The organism is Streptomyces sp. NBC_00663 (assembly GCF_036226885.1).
In the GTDB taxonomy this organism is placed as follows: Bacteria; Actinomycetota; Actinomycetes; order Streptomycetales; family Streptomycetaceae; genus Streptomyces.
Genome location: NZ_CP109027.1, coordinates 6,548,785 through 6,566,625 on the forward strand (window position 1 = coordinate 6,548,785; position 17,841 = coordinate 6,566,625).

The window sequence follows — 17,841 nt, forward strand, 5'->3', positions numbered from 1 at the left end:
GGCATGAGCCTCGCCTTTCTCCTCACCACCCTCGTCGTGGTCGCCACCCCCGGCACCGGAGTCGTCTACACCCTCGCCGCCGGGCTGTCCCGGGGCCGCCGCGCGAGTGTCGTCGCGGCCCTCGCCTGCACGCTCGGGATCGTGCCGCACGTCCTGGCCACCGTCACCGGGCTCGCCGCGCTGCTCAACGCCAGCGCCGCCGCCTTCCAGCTCCTCAAGTACGCGGGTGTCGCCTATCTGCTGTGGATGGCGTGGGCGAGCCTGCGGGACCGGGACGCGATCACGGTCGAGCGGGATGCCGGTGAGCCCGTTTCCGTGAGCCGCGTCCTCGTGCGGGGCGTGCTGATCAATCTCCTCAACCCGAAGCTGACGATCTTCTTCTTCGCGTTCCTGCCGCAGTTCGTGAGTACGGACGAGCCGCACGCGCTGCCGCGCATGCTGGCGCTGAGTTCCGTTTTCATGGTCATGACGTTCGTGGTCTTCGCCGCGTACGGGGTGCTCGCGGCGTCGGTCCGCCGCCATGTGATCTCTCGGCCGCGGGTGATGGCGTGGCTGCGGCGGAGCTTCGCCGGGTCCTTCGTGCTGCTCGGGGCGAAGCTGGCAACGACTGACAGATGACAAATATTGAAATCTGTCAGCTGTCATGTCACGCTGGAGCGCATGACGACACAGACCCCCCGCACCCTCGGCACCACCGGCCCCCAGGTCGCCCCCCTCGGTCTCGGCTGCATGGGCATGTCCGCGTTGTACGGCGACGCCGACCGCGCCGAGTCGATCGCCACCATCCACGCCGCCCTGGAGGCCGGCGTCACCCTCCTCGACACCGGCGACTTCTACGGCATGGGCCACAACGAACTGCTGATCGGCGAGGCCCTGCGCAGCGCCCCCGCCGCCCGCCGCGAACAGGCGCTCACCAGCGTGAAGTTCGGCGCGTTGCGCGGCCCCGACGGCTCCTGGACCGGCTACGACGGCCGCCCCGCCGCCGTGAAGAACTTCGCCGCCTACTCGCTCCAGCGCCTCGGCGTCGACCACATCGACGTCTACCGGATCGCCCGCCTCGACCCGGACGTCCCGATCGAGGAGACGGTCGGCGCGATCTCCGAACTGATCGAGCAGGGCTACGTCCGCCATGTCGGCCTCAGCGAGGTCGGCGCCGAGACGATCCGCCGGGCCGCCGCCACCGCCCCGATCGCCGACCTCCAGATCGAGTACGCGCTGATCACCCGCGGCATCGAGGAGTCGATCCTGCCGACCACCCGTGAGCTGGGCATCGGCATCACCGCGTACGGCGTGCTGTCCCGCGGGCTGATCTCCGGCCACTTCGGGCGGGACAAGCAGTTCACCGCCGATGACTTCCGCGGGTCCTCGCCGCGCTTCCAGGGCGACAACTACCAGCGCAACCTCGACCTCGTCGACGCCCTGCGCAAGCTCGCCGAGCAGAAGGGCGTCAGCGTCGCCCAGCTCGCCATCGCCTGGGTGCTGTCCCGTGGCGACGACATCGTGCCGCTGATCGGCGCCCGCACCCGGGAGCGGCTCACGGAGTCGCTGGGCGCCCTGGACGTCGTACTGGACGCGGCCGACCTCGCGCTGATCGAGGACGCCGTGCCGGCGGACGCGGCGGCGGGCGAGCGGTACGCCGCCGCGGCGATGGCCCACCTCGACAGCGAACGCTGATCGCCGCGCCGGGTACGGTCTGGGTATGCCGACGACCAGCGAGCCCCTGACCGCCGAGCGCATCCTCGAGGCGACCGAGGACGTGCTGCGCCGCTACGGCCCGGCCAAGGCCACCGTGGTCGACGTGGCGCGGGCGCTCGGCGTCAGCCATGGCAGCGTCTACCGGCACTTCCGCACGAAGGCCGCCCTGCGGGAGGCGGTCACCAAGCGCTGGCTGGACCGGGGCTCGGTGTCGCTGGCCGACATCGCCGCCGCCGACCGGGACCCGGAGGCGCGGCTGCGCGACTGGCTCGCCGCGCTGCTGGACTTCAAGCGCCGCAAGGCGGGCGGCGACCCGGAGCTGTTCGCCACCTACATGGTGCTGGCCGAGGAGAACGGCCTGGTGGTCGGCACCCATATGTCCGACCTGACCGTCCAGTTGGAGCGGATCCTCCGGGACGGCGTGGCCGCGGGCGTCTTCGCCGTGTCGGACCCGGCGGCGTCGGCCCGCGCGGTCTTCCAGGCGACCGCCCGCTTCCACGACCCGCGGTACGCCCGGGAGTGGGAACACCCGGGCACCCAGGCCGACTTCGAGGCGGTCGTCCACCTCGTGGTGCGGGGCCTGCGCGCCTGACGGCCTTACGCCTCGCTCGGGTTCACCGTCGCCTGGTGGGCCTGCGTCAGGTGTTCCTCCGCCTTCAGCCAGGGCAGGAACTGTGCGGCCTGCTTCCAGCCGCAGGTGTCGCATCTGATCGTGCGCTGCGGGCCTTTGCGCAGGACCTGGACGACATGCTCCCGCCCGTGCTGGTCCCAGCGGCTCACCTTGCTCGTGTTGATCTGCTGCACCATGACACCTCGCCTCCGGTGAGGCAGTGTGCAGCAAGAACAACATCAACAGGGGTTTCTTCACGGTGAGTTCGCTGAAGCGTGAACAGTCCTCACCCGACGGTCCGCGGCAGGCGCAGGCTCAGCAGGCCCGTCAGGGCCACGGTCGCCAGCTGGACGAGGAGCGTGACGATCAGGGCGTCCCGCATGCCCAGGCCGGGCGTCAGGGAGAGGAACAGGCTGCCCAGGGTGGCCACACCGAGCGCCAGGGCCGCCTGCTGGGTGGTGACCATCACGCCGCTGCCCACGCCGGCCCGCGCGGGCGGCACCTCGGACAGCACGATCCGGAAGATCACCGGCAGCTGGAGCGCCTGGCCCACCCCGGCGATCGCCCCGCCCGGCAGCAGCGTCACCAGACCGAGGTCCGGCCACTCGCGCCACGCGGCCAGCGCCATCAGCGTCAGCCCGACGCCCTGGATCAGGGCGCCCGCGGTCACCACCCGGGTGCCGAACCGGTTGATCAGCCGCGGCCCGGCGATGGACGTGAACAGGAACGTCACCGCCAGCGGGAACAGCGCGAGCCCCGCCTGCACCGGGCCGAGGCCCGCGCCCTTCTGGAGGGCGACCGCGATGACGAACATGAAGCCGCTGAACCCGATCGAGAACGGCAGGATCAGCACCAGGCCCCGGCGCAGCGACACCAGCGCGAACAGGCTCGGCGGGACCAGCGGCGTACGGCCCGCCCGGTCCGCCCGGCGCTCCACCGCGTAGAACGCCGCCGCCAGTACCGGGAAAGCGGCCAGCGACAGCCACGTCCACAGCGGCCAGCCCGCCGCACGGCCCTCGGTCAGCGGGGCCAGCAGAGCCAGCAGCGACGCCGCCAGCAGGACCGTGCCGGGACCGTCCACCGGCTCCGGGCGCCGCGCCCTGGTCTCCGGGACGGCGCGGGCCGCCAGCACCAGGCCGACCACGACGACCGGCACGTTCACCAGGAACGCCGAACGCCAGCCGGTGCCCCACAGATCCGCGGAGACGAGCACCCCGCCGAGGATCTGGCCCGCCACCATGGACAGGCCGGCCGTCGCGCCGTACAGGCTCATCGCCTTGGCGCGCCGGGAGCCGGTGGTCGTCGACTGGATCGTGGCGAGCACCTGCGGCAGCATCGCGGCCGACGCCGCGCCCTGCGCGATCCGCGCCGCGACCAGCGTCCACGCGGTCGGCGCGAGCCCGCACGCCAGCGATGTCAGGCCGAAGGCCGCCATACCGCCGAGGAAGAGGCGGCGCCGGCCGAAAAGGTCGCCGAGCCGGCCGCCGAGGACGAGCAGCACGGCGTACGCCAGTCCATAGCCCGCCACGACGAGTTCGAGCACCGACTCGCTCGCGGACAGGTCCGCGGCGATGCTCGGCAAGGCGACGTTGACGATGAAGAAGTCGATCAGGGGGAGGGCCGCGGCGAGCAGCACGGTGAAGAGGCCGAGGCCGCCGAGCTCGGGTGACGCCTCCGCGGTGCGGACGTGACGTGGGGTGATGGTTTCGGTAGTCACGTGCTCCAGCGTCCGCCTCCCTTCAGACGGGTACCAGAGTGTCTTTATCCTGGTACAAGGAGTACCTGGAAACAGGGTCCGGGCGGCGGCACGCTGGAGGTATGACGACGATGACCACCATGGCTCAGGGTGCCACGGACATCCGGCGGCACGAGCTGGCCGCGTTTCTGCGCCACCGCCGTGAGCACATCGCCCCGGAGCAGGTCGGCCTGCCCCGCGGTCGCCGGCGCCGCACCCCCGGGCTGCGCCGCGAGGAGGTCGCGCACCTCTCGGCGGTCGGCGTCACCTGGTACACGTGGCTGGAGCAGGCGCGGGACATCCAGGTCTCCGTCCAGGTCCTGGACGCGCTGGCCCGCACCCTGCTCCTCGACCCCAGCGAGCGCGCCCATCTCTTCCAGCTGGCGGGCGCCGTGGATCCCACCCCGGCGACGACCTGCCGGACGGTCACCCCGGCCCTGCGCCACGTCCTCGAACAGCTGGAGCCGATCCCCGCCTGCGTCCAGAACAGCCGGTACGACATCCTCGCCTACAACCGCACCTACGGCCTGCTCCTCTGCGACCTCGACGCCCTGCCGCCCGAGGACCGCAACTGCATGGTCCTGTCCTTCACCCATGAGCAGTGGCGCTCCTCGCTCGTCCACCTGGAGGAGACCCAGCGCCTCATGGCGGCCCGCTTCCGCGCGACCATGGCCGGCCATCTCGCCGAGCCCGCCTGGAAGATGCTGCTCAAGCGGCTGCGCACGGAGTCCCCGGAGTTCCGTGAGATCTGGGAACGGCACGAGGTCGTCGCCCACCGCACCAAGCGCAAGGAGTTCCTCAACCGGTACGTCGGCTGCATCACCGTGGAACACACCGACATGTGGCTGGGGCCGGAGGCGGGGCCGCGGATGGTGACGTACGTACCGGCGGACGAGGAGTCGAAGGAGCGGTTGGAGCGCTTGCAGGAGCTTGCTTCGACGAAGGTGGGCTGAGCGGGGGAGCCGCTGCTCTCAGGCGGACACCTTCGCGGCTTCCCGCACCTCGGTGGTCGACAGTCGCTCGGCGACCCGTTCGGCGCTGCGCCGGGCCCGCACCCCGCTGCTCAGGGCGCCCAGCACCAGCACCGCGAAGCCGCACCCGGCCAGGATCCACCAGCCGGGGCCCGCGGCCGACACGAAGGCCTGGGCGTACGACGACGAGCCCACGCCCGCCGCCAGCACCGCGCCGATCACCGCGACGCCGAGTGTCTGCCCCAGCTGCCGGCTGGTCGAGGCGACCGCGGCCGCCACCCCCGCCTGCGCCCTCGGCATCCCGGACACCGCGGTGTTGGTGATCGGGGCGTTCACGAACCCGAAGCCGATGCCGAACAGGACGTACCCGGCGAAGAGCGTGACGTTCGAGGTCTCCGCGTCGAACGCCGCGAACATCACGCCGCTCGCCGTCATCGCGAACCCGGCGATCAACAGCGGAACGCGGGGGCCCCGGTTGCCGACCAGCCGCCCGGACAGCGGCGCGCACAGGAACGTCGGCACCGCCATCGGCAGCATCCACAGACCGGCGTGCAGGGCGTCCAGACCCCGGACGTTCTGGAGATACAGCGTCGACAGGAACAGGAAGCCGCCCAGCGCCGCGAACGCGCTGATCGCGATCACCGTGGCCCCGCTGAACGGCACCGACCGGAAGAACCGCAGATCGATGAGGGGCTCCTCGCGCCGGGGCTCGTACCAGAGGATGCCCAGCAGCGCGGCCAGGGCGAGTACGGCGTACGGCAGCGTCGAGGTGAACGCGGCGTTCGGGGCCTCGATGATCGCGTACGTCAGCGCACCGAACAGCACGATCACCAGGACCTGGCCGAGCGGGTCGGGGCGCTTGCCCTGGGGGGCGCGGGACTCGGGGACGTAGCGGAGGGTGAGGAGGAGGGCGGCGAGGCCGACCGGGAGGTTGATCCAGAAGATCGAGCGCCAGCCGACGGAGTCGACGAGGACGCCGCCCACGATCGGTCCGGCCGCCATCGAGATACCGACCACCGCGCCCCACACACCGATCGCACGGGCGCGCTCGCGCGGGTCCGTGAAGGTGTTCGTGATGATCGACATCGCGACCGGGTTGAGCATCGAGCCGCCGACCGCCTGCACCATGCGGAAGGCGATGAGCGCGTCCAGGTTCGGGGCGAGGGAGCAGAGCACCGAGCCGATCGTGAAGACGACCAGGCCCGCCATGAAGACGCGCTTGCGTCCGATGCGGTCGGCGGTGGAGCCGGCCAGCATCAGCAGTGAGGCGAGGACGAGGGTGTAGGCGTCGATCGTCCACTGGAGGCCGGACGTGATGGCGTCGAGGTCGTGCTGCATGGACGGCAGGGCGACGTTGAGGACCGTGTTGTCGAGGCTCACGATCAGCAGGCTCATGCAGCAGATCGCGAGGACGAGGAGGCGTCGGCGATGGCTGAGCTCGGGCATGGCGTCCAGCGTACGCCCATTTCGATAGTGCGTCTAACTAATGGTCGGTACATGATCGAGTGGGATTCGAGTGGGATTCGAGTCGGGGTCGAGGGGAGGTGGGCGGGAAGTGAGCGGAGGGCACTGTTCGGCGTACGCGACAATGGGGGAATGTCCACGACCGCCGCGCCCCTTCAGATCGGGCCGCACACCGTTCAGCCGCCTGTCGTCCTGGCCCCCATGGCCGGGATCACCAACGCGCCCTTCCGCACTCTGTGCCGGGAGTTCAGTGGAGGCAAGGGGCTGTTCGTCAGCGAGATGATCACTACGCGGGCGTTGGTCGAGCGCAATGAGAAGACCATGCAGCTGATCCACTTCGACGAGAGCGAGAAGCCTCGGTCCGTTCAGCTGTACGGCGTCGATCCCGCGACCGTCGGCAAAGCCGTCCGCATGATCGCGGAGGAGGGTCTCGCCGATCACATCGACCTGAACTTCGGGTGCCCGGTGCCGAAGGTGACGCGGAAGGGCGGCGGGTCCGCGCTGCCCTACAAGCGGCCTCTGCTGCGGGCGATCCTGCGGGAGGCGGTGTCGGGGGCGGGTGATCTGCCGGTCACGATGAAGATGCGCAAGGGCATCGACGACGACCACATCACGTACCTCGACGCCGGGCGGATCGCGGTCGAGGAGGGCGTGACGGCGATCGCGCTGCACGGGCGTACGGCGGCGCAGCACTACGGGGGGACCGCCGACTGGGACGCCATCGCGCGGTTGAAGGAGCATGTGCCGGAGATTCCGGTGCTGGGGAACGGGGACATCTGGTCGGCGGAGGACGCGCTGCGGATGGTGCGCGAGACCGGGTGCGACGGTGTGGTCGTGGGCCGGGGCTGCCTGGGGCGGCCGTGGCTCTTCGCCGATCTGGTCGCCGCGTTCGAGGGGCGTACGGAGGACATCGCGCGTCCGTCGTTGCGGGAGGTCGCGGACATCATGGTCCGCCATGCCGCGCTGCTCGGCGAGTGGATCGGCAGTGAGACCAAGGGTGTTGTCGACTTCCGTAAGCATGTCGCCTGGTATCTGAAGGGCTTTGCCGTCGGCAGCGAGATGCGCAAGCGGCTGGCGATCACGTCGTCGCTGGAGGAACTGCGGTCGGGGCTGGACGAGTTGGACCTGGACCAGGCGTGGCCGGTGGGGGCGGACGGTCCTCGGGGGCGTACGTCGGGGAACAACCGGGTCGTCCTGCCGGACGGTTGGCTCAAGGACCCGTACGACTGCGCGGGCGTGAGCGAGGACGCGGAGCTGGACACGTCCGGCGGCTGAGTGCGGGTTCGCGGTCGGGCGCGGTTCGGTGCGTTGTGGGTCGGGGCCGCGCCGGGGGGTGTCCGTCCTCGGAACGGCGCGGAATCGGTCAGCTATAGAGGGCGCCCGTGTTGACGCGCCAACCGCTGCGGGCGGACACCCCCCCGACACGTCCCCTTGCCGCCGTACGCGGGTGCCGCGCCGCGGGGGTGCGCGTCCCGCCGTCGCGCGCTGTGGCTCCGGTGGGGGTGCGGGGGCGCCAGCGCCGACACGTTTCCTTCCGCCGTGGGCGGGTGCGGGTGCCTGGGGGGCGTGCGTGTCCCCTCCATACGCCCGTGCGGGTCACGTCCCTAGGGGCGCGGGGAACTGCGCGACCAGCCACGGCGTACCCGCAGCCGGTCGACTTGCTCAGCCTGTGGAGGGGTGCGGTGTTGAGCCGTAGGCCTTCAGGAAACGGTCCCGGAAGGAGCTCATCTTCCAGACCGGGGCGTTGTGGGCCGGCTTCAGGCCCGCTGTCCAGTTCCAGTCGGTGATCTTGCCGAGGACCTTGGGGTCCTTGGCGACGATGGAGATCGGGACGTCGCGGCTGGCGTGGTCGCCGCTGACGCGGGCTATGGGCTGGTGGTCGCCGAGGAAGACCAGGACGGTGTCGTCGGTGCCGTAGCGCTCCAGCCACTGGGTGAGGGCTGTCACCGAGTACTGGATCGACTTGCCGTACTCCGCACGGGACTTGGTGGGGTCGGTGATGATGTCCGAGGGGTTCTTGCCGGCCTGGTGGATGGGGTTGAAGACCTTGCCGTCGCCCAGGTCGTCCCAGTCGACCATCTTGGGGATGGGGGCCCAGGGCTGGTGGCTGGAGGTCAGGATGATCTCCGACATCAGGGGCTTGTCCCGCTTCTTGCCGTGGACCTGGCGCTGGAAGGCCTCCAGGGCGTACTGGTCGGGCATGGTCGACCAGCTGAACTTCGGCCCCTGGTAGCCCAGTTGGAAGGCGTTGTAGACCTTGTCCAGGCCGTAGTAGCGCTGCTCGGGCCAGCCCTTCTGGATGCCCGGCATGACGCCCACCGTGTCCCAGGCGCCGGTCTTCTGGAAGGCCTTGGTGAGGCTGAGGTGGTCGCTGGCCATGACCGTGCGGTAGCGCTGCTGGTTGTCGATCCACAGGCCGGACATGGTGGTGGAGTGGCCCAGCCAGCTGCTGCCGCCGTACGTCGCCGACGTCAGCCAGCCGCTGCGGGCGCTGTAGCCCGCCTTCTTGAGGGCCGCCGTGCTGGTGGTGAGGGTCTGGTCCACGCCCGGCGCCATGACCGGGTCCTCGATCGCGCTGCGGCCGTAGCTCTCGATGAACGTGAAGATCACGTCCTTGCCCCGGAGGTCGGGCAGGAGCTGGCTGCCGGGGGTCGCCCCGAAGGTGTCCGACCTGGCCTCGCGGGCGAACGCCGCCTCGTCGCGGATCGTGTCCGTCACCCGCGTCGCCTGGATCTTCAGCGCCGCCGCGGCCCGGTCCGAGGCTATGGGCATCCCGGCGAGTTGGAGCCCGAGCGCGTAACAGGTGATCCACGCCATCGCCGCGATCAGGGTGCCCCGGGTGGCCGTCCCCCGGTTCGCCGCCAGCACGTTGCTCAGCCGGACCATCGAGAGTGCGGTGAGTGAGAGCAGGAGCAGTACGAGGAGGACGGCGCCGATGGTGGCGAACACCGTCACCGTTGTGCCCATCGAGTCCTTCATGTACGACTGCGCGTCGTCCAGCAGCTCCCAGTCGAGGATCATGTTGAAGCCCCGGCCCAGATAGTCCCGGAAGCCCATGTCCAGCAGGTTCAGGACCGTCAGGACGCCCAGGCCCACTCCGGACACCGCCGCCACGATGGTCCTGGGGCGCCTCGGCAGCCACAGTGCCACCGCCGCCCCGATGATCGCCTCGACCGGGATACGCGTGAACCGGTTGGGCTTGAGGGCGGGCAGTGTGTTGGGGAGAAGCAGTGCGGACAGGACGAGCAGGGCGGCGAGGGTGGTGATCGTCCAGCGGAGGATCGGGGGGCGGGGGCGTTCGGGGGCGTCGAGGACGACGTCCTCGGTCGGCGGGGGCGTGCTTGTGGAGACAGACACCCGGAGGACCTTCCGTGCGGGACCCGGTGGCGTGGTGGCGGGTCCGACATGGGGTCTCGGACCCGCCACCATCGGGTACGGGGTGCCGTGGGTGGCTGTTCAGAGGTTCCGGGCAAACACAAAGCAAACGGCTGTTCAACGCCCTGTCTTCAGGGGCGAGGGGCTGTGTCAAGGTGCGGCTCCGCCGCTTGGGCGCGACAAGCCACAACCCACCCGCACCCGCCGTACAAACCCTCTACGCACCCCCTACCGCGGTCAGCAACGCCAACGGAGCCGCAGCCGAACGAGCCTCCCGCACACACGCGTGCGGATAAGGCACCGGCTCCCGATGCGTGTCCCTGCCGTACCCGGCGATGACCTCCGGGAGTCGATGGCCGGCGGCCGTCGCCGCGTCCACCAGGCCGTGGGCCACTGAACGCGCCTCGTCATGGAGTCCGTAGCGAGCCAGGCCCAGTGTGATGAGCGCGTTGTCGTGCGGCCACACCGAACCCCGGTGGTACGACAACGGGTGGTACGCCGGCTGCCCGGCCGCGAGGGTTCGGACGCCCCACCCCGAGAAGAAGTCCGGTTCCAGCAGACGCCGGCCCACCATCTCGCCGTACTCCTTGTCCAGCAGCCCCGACCACAGCAGATGCCCGGCGTCCGAGGCCAGCGCGTCGAGCGGGCGGCCCTCGCCGTCCAGGGCCAGGGCGGGGAAGGAGCGGTCCCGCATCCAGAAGTCCTGCTGGAAGCGGTCGCGGAGGTCGGCGGCGGCCTGTTCGAGGAGGGCGGCGTAGGTTTCGTCGCTCCATACCGTCCGCGCCAGCCATGCCGTGCGCCGCAGCGCGTCGTAGGCGTAGCCCTGGGCGCCCGCCGCCATCACCGCGCCCGTGGCCCTCGTGCCGTCGGAGGAGCAGATCGAGCCGGGGGAGTCCTTCCAGTTCTGGTTGGCGAGGCCGCCCTGGTCGGCGCGGTAGACGAGGTAGCCGCGGGAGGTCAGGCCGCCGTGGTCCAGCATCCAGCCGATCGCCGCGCGGGCGTGGGCTTCGAGGCGGCGGGCGAGGGCCAGGTCGCCGGTCTGTTCGACGTATGCGCCGAGGAGGACGAGGAAGAGCGGGGTCGCGTCCACCGAGCCGTAGTAGCGGCCGTAGGGGACCTGGCCGAAGTGGGCCAGCTCGCCGTGCCGTACCTCGTGCACGATCTTGCCCGGCTGGGTCACCGGGTCCGTGCCGGTCTCCGTCGCCTGGGCCGCGGCCAGGGCGGGGAGGGTGGCGGCCGCCAGCTGGGGGCGGTAGGGGAGGGCGAAGAGGGAGGTGAGCAGGGCGTCCCGGCCCAGCAGGGTCAGGAACCAGGGGGCGCCCGCCGCCGGGACGCGCAGGGTCTCGCCGTCCGGGCCCGTCGCCGGGACCTGGAGCGAGGCCAGGTCGGCGAGGCCGCGGGCGCAGGCGGCGGCCAGTTCGGGCCAGCCGGTCGGGAAGGCCACACCCTCCACGAACTCGCCTTCCAGAGCGAGGAGTTCGGTGGTGAGAGAGGTGGGGGACTGCGGGACGCGGCGGGCGCGTTTGTCGCCGTGCGGGCGGGCCATGACCCGGAGGGTCAACTCGGCCGTGCCGTGCGGGGCCAGGTCCAGGGTCCAGGTCAGGCGACGGGCTCCGGTGCCGGTCTCCTCCACCGCGTCGGGGGCGGGCTCCGCCGTCACCGTCGTACAGGAGCGCCATTCGCCGCGCTGGTAGATGAACTCCACGCCGTCGTCGAGGACTTCGCGGGAGCGGGTGGCGCCCGGCTTGGTGTAGGTGCGGTGGTCGGAGCGGAGTTCGAACTGGTCGGTGAAGTCGGCGTCCGCCGTGATCGCGAGGCGCAGGGTGGTGGGGACCGGGCGGTTGCTGGTCAGGCGGACCGATTCGACCAAGGAGCCGTCGCCCACCGCCTGTTCGCGGAAGATCGTGTACGCGGGCGGCTCGTTGCGGCCGCCTCGGGGGACCAGGACACAGCGGGCCGTGTCGCCGTCGGCCACCGGGGTCAGCGCTTCGGGTACCGCGCCGTCCACGGTGAGCTGCCAGCGGCTCAAGTGGCGGGCGTCGCGTACGAACAAGCCGTCAGGGGTGCTGCCGCCCCGGACTCCGGTGATGTCCCCGCTGTCGCCCACGGCCGCGAACGTCCCGCCGCGTACGAGCAGATGATGCCGGTCCGTCATTCCCGGTCCCCTCCCTTGGATCCCGTGAGTGTGGTGGCGCTGTGGAGCAGGTCGAGCGAGAGCGCGGCCGTCCAGCCGAAGCCGGTCGCCCCGCAGGCCTCGCCGGTGTACGGGTCGACGTACTCCGCGAAGTCCGTGGTGTCGGCGAGGTGCAGGACCGCTCTGCGCAGGGCGGCGGCCCGGCCCCGTTCGCCGTGGGTGCGCAGGCCCCGCTCCAGCAGCCAGTTGGTGTTGAACCAGGCCGGGCCGCGCCAGTAGCGGTGCGGGTCGAAGGCCTCGCCGAGCAGGTCGTAGCTGGGGACCAGGCGGGTGGCGCCGCCGAGTCCGAAGTGTTTGGAGGCCGTGGTGCGGACCAGGGCCGTCACGATAGGGCGGGGGAGCGTGGGCAGGAGGAGGGGGATCAGACCGGAGACGCCGCGTTCGGGGATCAGGGCCGCGGTGCGGACGTCCCGGGAGAAGAACATGCCCTCCGCCGGGTCCCACAGGCGGTCGATCAGGGCGGTGGTGAGGCGTTCGGCCCTGGTGCGGCGGGCCGTGCCCGGTACTCCCAACTCCTCGGCGATCCGGGCCAGCGCGTGCTCGGAGGCGATGAGGAGGGCGTTGAAGGACGGGTCCTCGACGGCGAACTCGCTGGAGCCGTCCGCGTATTCACCGTCCCGGTAGTCCGTCGCCAGGCGCACGTAACGGCCGTAGTCCAGGTCGGTGGGGCGGTCCTCCGGGGCGCCGTGGTCCAGGTCGGCGCGGCGGAAGGAGCGGGCCGGGGCGGGCGTCACCCGGCTCAACGGGGCATCCCAGCAAGGGCTGTTGTCCATGCCCTGCTCCCACGGGTGGACCACCGACGCGAGGCCGGCGCCGCCCAGGTCGCGGCGGTGCAGGAGATAGCGGTGCCAGGCCGCCAGCCGGGGATGGACCCGGGCGAGGAAGCCGCGGGACCGGGACAGGCCCGGGTCGGCGCGGTGCACCAGCCAGGCGGCCAGCGCGTGCACCGGTGGCTGCACGATGCCGGACGTCTGTACGGTGCGCGGGGCGCCCGCAGCGCGCCCCGCGGTCGAGGAGCGCCAGAAGTCGGGGCTCGGGAAGTACGCGTCGAGCGGTACGGAGGGGTTGAAGACGATGTGCGGGATCCGCCCGTCACCCCATTGGGCGTCGAGCAGCGTCTCCAGTTCCGTCTGCGCCCGTAGCGGCGAGATGTGCCGCAGTCCGATGGCGATGAACGCCGAGTCCCAGGACCACTGGTGCGGGTACAGGCTGCGGGAGGGGACGGTGGAGGTGCCCGTCCAGTTGGCCTCCAGTACCCGCGCAGCCCTGACGTGCAGAGAATGTGTCGTGACGTCCGGTTCGTATACGAAGGGACGGGCCAGGCCGTACGAGGTCAGCTGGGCGGTGCGATCCACTCGGGGCTCCCCGAAGACGTTCGGCCCGACCGGTTCGGTCGTGGCCACCGTAGAGTTACGTCTATTTAACACGCAAAACTCAATATGTAATGCAAGCTTGAGAAACACAAGGGGGTGCGCATGAGTGGTCGTGCTCAAGCGAGCGCCGGCGAACTGCTCGAACTGGTGCGAAGCGGACGAGCGACGACTCGTGGTGCCCTCCAGCAGGTGACCGGACTGTCCCGGGCCACCGTCGGCCAGCGCCTCGACCGGCTGTTCCGGGCCGGCTGGCTGCGCGAAGGGGCCGGCGGTCCGGTCGACTCCCCGCTCGGTGGACGGCCCTCCATCACCCTGGAGTTCGACGACTCCCATGCCGTCGTCCTCGCCGCCGACCTGGACACCCGGCACGCCCGCGCCGCCGTCCTCTCCCTGACCGGCGAACTCCTCGCCGAGCACAGCGGCACCCTGGCCATCGAGGATGGCCCCGACATGGTGCTGGGCGAGCTGGGCCGCTGGTTCGCCGAGCTGCTGGAGAAGGCGGGGCACCGGGCCGACGAGGTGTGCGGCATCGGGCTCGCCGTGCCGGGGCCGGTCGACAGCGAGACCGGCCGGGTCGTCCAGCCGCCGATCATGCCGGGCTGGGACGGCTACGACATAAGAGAGCGCCTGGCGAGAGCCTTCGCCGAGCACACGGGCGCCGGGCGGGTCCCGGTCCTCGTCGACAACGACGCCAACCTCATGGCGTACGGCGAGCAGCGCACGGGGTACGGGGAGTGTTCCGCCTTTGTGCTGGTCAAGGTGTCCACCGGGATCGGCGCGGGCGTGGTGGTCGGCGGCTCGATCTACCGGGGCATCGACGGAGGTGCGGGGGACCTCGGGCACATCCGGGTGGGCGCCGACGCGCTGTGCCGGTGCGGGTCCTACGGCTGTCTCGCCGCCGTCGCCAGTGGCGGTGCCGTGGCGCGGCGGCTGGCGGAGAGCGGGGTGCCCGCCGCTTCCGGCTCGGATGTGCGGGACCTGCTGACCGCCGGGCATCCGGCGGCCGCCGCGTTCGCCCGGGAGGCCGGGCGGCAGGTGGGGGACGTGCTGGCGACCGTCGTGACGCTGCTGAACCCCGGGGTGCTGATGATCGCCGGGGATCTGGCCGGAACTCCCTTCCTCACCGGGGTGCGTGAGCTGCTGTACCAGCGGGCGCTGCCGCGCTCCACCGCTCATCTGGACGTCGTCACCTCACGGCTCGGGGAGCGGGCCGGGCTGGTGGGGGCGGGTGCCCTGGTCGTGGAGCATCTGTATGCGCCCGGGCGGGTGGAGGAACGCCTGCTGGCGCTCGGTGTGTGACGTCCGCATCGTGGTACCCGGCTCTCCGGGACGGCGTGATTCTCGCCACCTCTGATAAGGGTTACGCTCAGATGAGCGGATCTTGGTCGACTGCACTTCTCCAAGGGGTGGCACCCAGTGCCACCCCTTGATCGTTCATCGATCGAAATCAGACGTGATGAAAGCTGCTCAGATGAGCGTCTGGGGAGGGCTTTCCGGGGGTGCGCGTTCAAGAAGTGAACACATGATCACCCGATTGCTTGCCAAGCTTTGACTTTCGATCTGCTGGCAGAGGGCTGGTTACGAGCACATGACGCGCAAGTGGACGTACCCATGAGCCTTCGATCTGGGTATGTTCCTGGCCGTCAGGGCAGCCACCGCGTCCTCGAGGGAGTCGAGAACCGTGTCGGAAAACGTAGAAACCCACGCAGTGAAGTTCGTTTACGACTTCACCGAGGGAAACAAGGACCTCAAGGACCTCCTGGGTGGCAAGGGCGCCAACCTCGCCGAGATGACCAACCTGGGGCTCCCCGTTCCCCCCGGCTTCACCATCACGACCGAAGCCTGCAAGGTCTACCTGGAGAGCGGCGCGGAGCCGGTGGCACTGCGTGACGAGGTGAGCGCCCACCTCGACGCCCTGGAGAAGCGGATGGGCAAGAAGCTCGGCCAGGCCGACGACCCGCTCCTCGTCTCGGTCCGCTCCGGCGCCAAGTTCTCCATGCCCGGCATGATGGACACGGTCCTGAACATCGGCCTCTCCGACAAGTCGGTGAAGGGCCTCGCCGAGCAGGCGGGCGACGAGCGGTTCGCCTGGGACTCGTACCGCCGTCTCATCCAGATGTTCGGCAAGACGGTCCTCGGCGTCGACGGCGAGCTCTTCGAGGAGGCCCTTGAGGCGGCCAAGGCGGCCAAGAAGGTCGTGGTCGACACCGACCTGGAGGCGGCCGACCTCAAGAAGCTCGTCACCAAGTTCAAGAAGATCGTCAAGACCGAGGCCGGCCGGGACTTCCCGCAGGACCCGCGCGAGCAGATGGACCTCGCCATCCACGCGGTCTTCGACTCCTGGAACACCGACCGAGCCAAGCTCTACCGCCGCCAGGAGCGCATCCCCGGCGACCTGGGCACGGCCGTCAACGTCTGTTCCATGGTCTTCGGCAACCTCGGCCCCGACTCCGGCACCGGCGTCGCCTTCACCCGCGACCCGGCCAGCGGCCACCAGGGCGTCTACGGCGACTACCTCCAGAACGCCCAGGGCGAGGACGTCGTCGCCGGCATCCGCAACACCGTGCCGCTCGCGGAGCTGGAGCAGATCGACAAGAAGTCGTACGACCAGCTGATGCAGATCATGGAGACGCTGGAGAACCACTACAAGGACCTCTGCGACATCGAGTTCACCATCGAGCGCGGTCAGCTGTGGATGCTCCAGACCCGCGTCGGCAAGCGGACGGCCGGTGCCGCCTTCCGTATCGCCACCCAGCTGGTGGACCAGGGGCTCATCGACGAGGCCGAGGCGCTCCAGCGCGTCACCGGCGCCCAGCTGGCCCAGCTGATGTTCCCCAAGTTCGACGAAGAGGCGAAGGTCGAGCAGATCGGCCGGGGCATCGCGGCCTCGCCGGGCGCCGCGGTCGGCAAGGCGGTCTTCGACTCGTACACCGCGGTGAAGTGGTCGCGCTCCGGCGAGAAGGTCATCCTCGTCCGCCGCGAGACCAACCCCGACGACCTCGACGGCATGATCGCGGCCGAGGGCATCCTGACCAGCCGTGGCGGCAAGACCTCCCACGCGGCCGTCGTCGCGCGCGGCATGGGCAAGACCTGTGTCTGCGGTGCCGAGGAGCTGGAGGTCGACACCAAGCGGCGGCGGATGACGGTGCCGGGCGGACATGTGGTGGAGGAGGGCGACCTCATCTCCATCGACGGGTCCAGCGGCAAGGTGTACCTCGGTGAGGTCCCGGTCGTCCCGTCCCCGGTCGTGGAGTACTTCGAGGGCCGGATGCACGCCGGTGCCCAGGACGCCGACGAGCTGGTCGAGGCCGTGCACCGGATCATGGCGTTCGCCGACCGCAAGCGCCGGCTGCGGGTGCGGGCCAACGCGGACAACGCCGAGGACGCGCTGCGCGCCCGTCGCTTCGGCGCCCAGGGCATCGGCCTGTGCCGTACCGAGCACATGTTCCTCGGCGACCGGCGTGAGCTGGTCGAGCGGCTGATCCTGGCCGACACCGAGGCCGAGCGCGAGGAGAGCCTGAAGGAGCTGCTGCCGCTCCAGAAGCAGGACTTCGTCGAGCTGTTCTCGGCGATGGACGGCCTCCCGGTGACGATCCGTCTCCTGGACCCGCCGCTGCACGAGTTCCTCCCCGACATCACCGAGCTGTCGGTCCGGGTGGCGCTGGCGGAGTCCCGTCAGGAGCCGCACGAGAACGAGCTGCGGCTGCTCCAGGCCGTCCACCGGCTGCACGAGCAGAACCCGATGCTGGGTCTGCGCGGCGTACGCCTCGGTCTGGTCATCCCCGGTCTGTTCACCATGCAGGTACGGGCCATCGCCGAGGCCGCCGCCGAGCGCAAGAACGCCAAGGCCGACCCGCGCGCCGAGATCATGATCCCGCTCGTCGGCACGGTCCAGGAGCTGGAGATCGTCCGCGAGGAGGCCGACCAGGTCATCGCGGAGGTCGAGGCGGCGACGGGCACCAAGCTCAAGCTGGCGATCGGCACGATGATCGAGCTCCCGCGCGCCGCGCTGACCGCCGGTCAGATCGCGGAGGCGGCGGAGTTCTTCTCCTTCGGCACGAACGACCTCACCCAGACGGTGTGGGGCTTCAGCCGGGACGACGTGGAGGCCTCGTTCTTCACGGCCTACCTGGAGAAGGGCATCTTCGGGGTGTCGCCGTTCGAGACGATCGACAGGGACGGCGTCGGCTCCCTGGTGAAGCTGGCCGCCGAGGCGGGCCGCAAGACCCGCCCCGACCTCAAGCTCGGCGTCTGCGGCGAGCACGGCGGCGACCCGGAGTCGGTCCACTTCTTCCACGAGGTCGGCCTGGACTACGTCTCCTGCTCCCCGTTCCGCATCCCGGTCGCCCGTCTTGAGGCGGGCCGCGCGGCCTCGGAGTCGGCGGGCAGCGACCACCGCTGACCCACCGCTGGTCCACCAGGAC

13 protein-coding genes are annotated in these 17,841 nt (G+C 70.6%); 7 read left to right on the top strand and 6 right to left on the bottom strand.

Annotated elements, in window-relative coordinates; translation table 11 throughout:
• Window positions 1-3: 3 nt before the first annotated feature.
• The 3 genes from OG866_RS29880 to OG866_RS29890 are packed head-to-tail and all read left to right on the top strand — an operon-like array spanning window position 4 to window position 2,287.
• Entirely contained in the window at window positions 4-618 is a 615-nt protein-coding gene (locus tag OG866_RS29880; protein WP_329339456.1) for a LysE family translocator, read from the top strand.
• 42 nt (window positions 619-660) lie between these two features.
• The gene (locus tag OG866_RS29885; RefSeq protein WP_329339458.1) at window positions 661-1,674 is read left to right on the top strand and encodes an aldo/keto reductase; all 1,014 of its coding nucleotides are present in this window, start codon (window positions 661-663) and stop codon (window positions 1,672-1,674) included.
• A gap of 25 nt (window positions 1,675-1,699) precedes the next feature.
• Entirely contained in the window at window positions 1,700-2,287 is a 588-nt protein-coding gene (locus OG866_RS29890; protein WP_329339459.1) for a TetR family transcriptional regulator, read from the top strand.
• Window positions 2,288-2,292: 5 nt separating this feature from the next.
• On the opposite strand, the gene OG866_RS29895 is transcribed toward OG866_RS29890, so the two are convergent.
• On the bottom strand, window positions 2,293-2,499 hold the full coding sequence (locus OG866_RS29895) for a hypothetical protein (RefSeq protein WP_329344364.1): 207 nt from the start codon (window positions 2,497-2,499) through the stop codon (window positions 2,293-2,295).
• A gap of 92 nt (window positions 2,500-2,591) precedes the next feature.
• Window positions 2,592-4,022: an MFS transporter gene (locus OG866_RS29900; RefSeq protein WP_329339460.1), complete on the bottom strand. Its 1,431-nt coding sequence runs from the start codon at window positions 4,020-4,022 to the stop codon at window positions 2,592-2,594.
• A 110-nt stretch (window positions 4,023-4,132) separates the two neighbouring features.
• Between OG866_RS29900 and OG866_RS29905 the strand changes: the two genes are divergently transcribed.
• Complete coding sequence (locus OG866_RS29905) at window positions 4,133-4,993, top strand: helix-turn-helix transcriptional regulator (protein WP_443063664.1); 861 nt, start codon at window positions 4,133-4,135, stop codon at window positions 4,991-4,993.
• Window positions 4,994-5,011: 18 nt separating this feature from the next.
• On the opposite strand, the gene OG866_RS29910 is transcribed toward OG866_RS29905, so the two are convergent.
• On the bottom strand, window positions 5,012-6,457 hold the full coding sequence (locus tag OG866_RS29910; RefSeq protein WP_329339464.1) for an MFS transporter: 1,446 nt from the start codon (window positions 6,455-6,457) through the stop codon (window positions 5,012-5,014).
• Window positions 6,458-6,607: 150 nt separating this feature from the next.
• Between OG866_RS29910 and dusB the strand changes: the two genes are divergently transcribed.
• A complete protein-coding gene (gene dusB / locus OG866_RS29915) occupies window positions 6,608-7,750 on the top strand; it encodes a tRNA dihydrouridine synthase DusB (RefSeq protein WP_329339466.1) in 1,143 nt (380 codons plus the stop codon).
• Between the two features lie 387 nt (window positions 7,751-8,137).
• Here the strand turns inward: dusB and OG866_RS29920 are convergent, their stop codons facing one another.
• The 3 genes from OG866_RS29920 to OG866_RS29930 form a co-directional block, all read right to left on the bottom strand.
• Window positions 8,138-9,904 carry a CDP-alcohol phosphatidyltransferase gene (locus tag OG866_RS29920; protein WP_329339468.1) on the bottom strand — a complete coding sequence of 589 codons (1,767 nt, stop codon included), beginning with the start codon at window positions 9,902-9,904 and terminating at the stop codon, window positions 8,138-8,140.
• A 163-nt stretch (window positions 9,905-10,067) separates the two neighbouring features.
• On the bottom strand, window positions 10,068-12,005 hold the full coding sequence (locus OG866_RS29925) for an amylo-alpha-1,6-glucosidase (RefSeq protein ID WP_329339470.1): 1,938 nt from the start codon (window positions 12,003-12,005) through the stop codon (window positions 10,068-10,070).
• The gene (locus OG866_RS29930; protein WP_329339471.1) at window positions 12,002-13,399 is read right to left on the bottom strand and encodes an MGH1-like glycoside hydrolase domain-containing protein; all 1,398 of its coding nucleotides are present in this window, start codon (window positions 13,397-13,399) and stop codon (window positions 12,002-12,004) included. The genes OG866_RS29925 and OG866_RS29930 overlap by 4 nt, the downstream gene beginning before the upstream one ends.
• Window positions 13,400-13,519: 120 nt before the next feature.
• Between OG866_RS29930 and OG866_RS29935 the strand changes: the two genes are divergently transcribed.
• Together OG866_RS29935 and ppdK are read left to right on the top strand one after the other, a co-directional pair.
• Window positions 13,520-14,716 carry an ROK family protein gene (locus OG866_RS29935; RefSeq protein WP_329339473.1) on the top strand — a complete coding sequence of 399 codons (1,197 nt, stop codon included), beginning with the start codon at window positions 13,520-13,522 and terminating at the stop codon, window positions 14,714-14,716.
• Window positions 14,717-15,125: 409 nt separating this feature from the next.
• Entirely contained in the window at window positions 15,126-17,819 is a 2,694-nt protein-coding gene (gene ppdK / locus OG866_RS29940) for a pyruvate, phosphate dikinase (RefSeq protein WP_329339474.1), read from the top strand.
• Window positions 17,820-17,841 lie beyond the last annotated feature (22 nt).

Coding starts and splice junctions, on each gene's coding strand:
- OG866_RS29880 (WP_329339456.1), top strand. CDS start 4: ATGAGCCTCGCCTTTCTCCTCACCACCCTCGTCGTGGTCGCCACCCCC.
- OG866_RS29885 (WP_329339458.1), top strand. CDS start 661: ATGACGACACAGACCCCCCGCACCCTCGGCACCACCGGCCCCCAGGTC.
- OG866_RS29890 (WP_329339459.1), top strand. CDS start 1,700: ATGCCGACGACCAGCGAGCCCCTGACCGCCGAGCGCATCCTCGAGGCG.
- OG866_RS29905 (WP_443063664.1), top strand. CDS start 4,133: ATGACCACCATGGCTCAGGGTGCCACGGACATCCGGCGGCACGAGCTG.
- OG866_RS29910 (WP_329339464.1), bottom strand. CDS start 6,457: ATGCCCGAGCTCAGCCATCGCCGACGCCTCCTCGTCCTCGCGATCTGC.
- dusB (WP_329339466.1), top strand. CDS start 6,608: ATGTCCACGACCGCCGCGCCCCTTCAGATCGGGCCGCACACCGTTCAG.
- OG866_RS29920 (WP_329339468.1), bottom strand. CDS start 9,904: ATGGTGGCGGGTCCGAGACCCCATGTCGGACCCGCCACCACGCCACCG.
- OG866_RS29925 (WP_329339470.1), bottom strand. CDS start 12,005: ATGACGGACCGGCATCATCTGCTCGTACGCGGCGGGACGTTCGCGGCC.
- OG866_RS29935 (WP_329339473.1), top strand. CDS start 13,520: ATGAGTGGTCGTGCTCAAGCGAGCGCCGGCGAACTGCTCGAACTGGTG.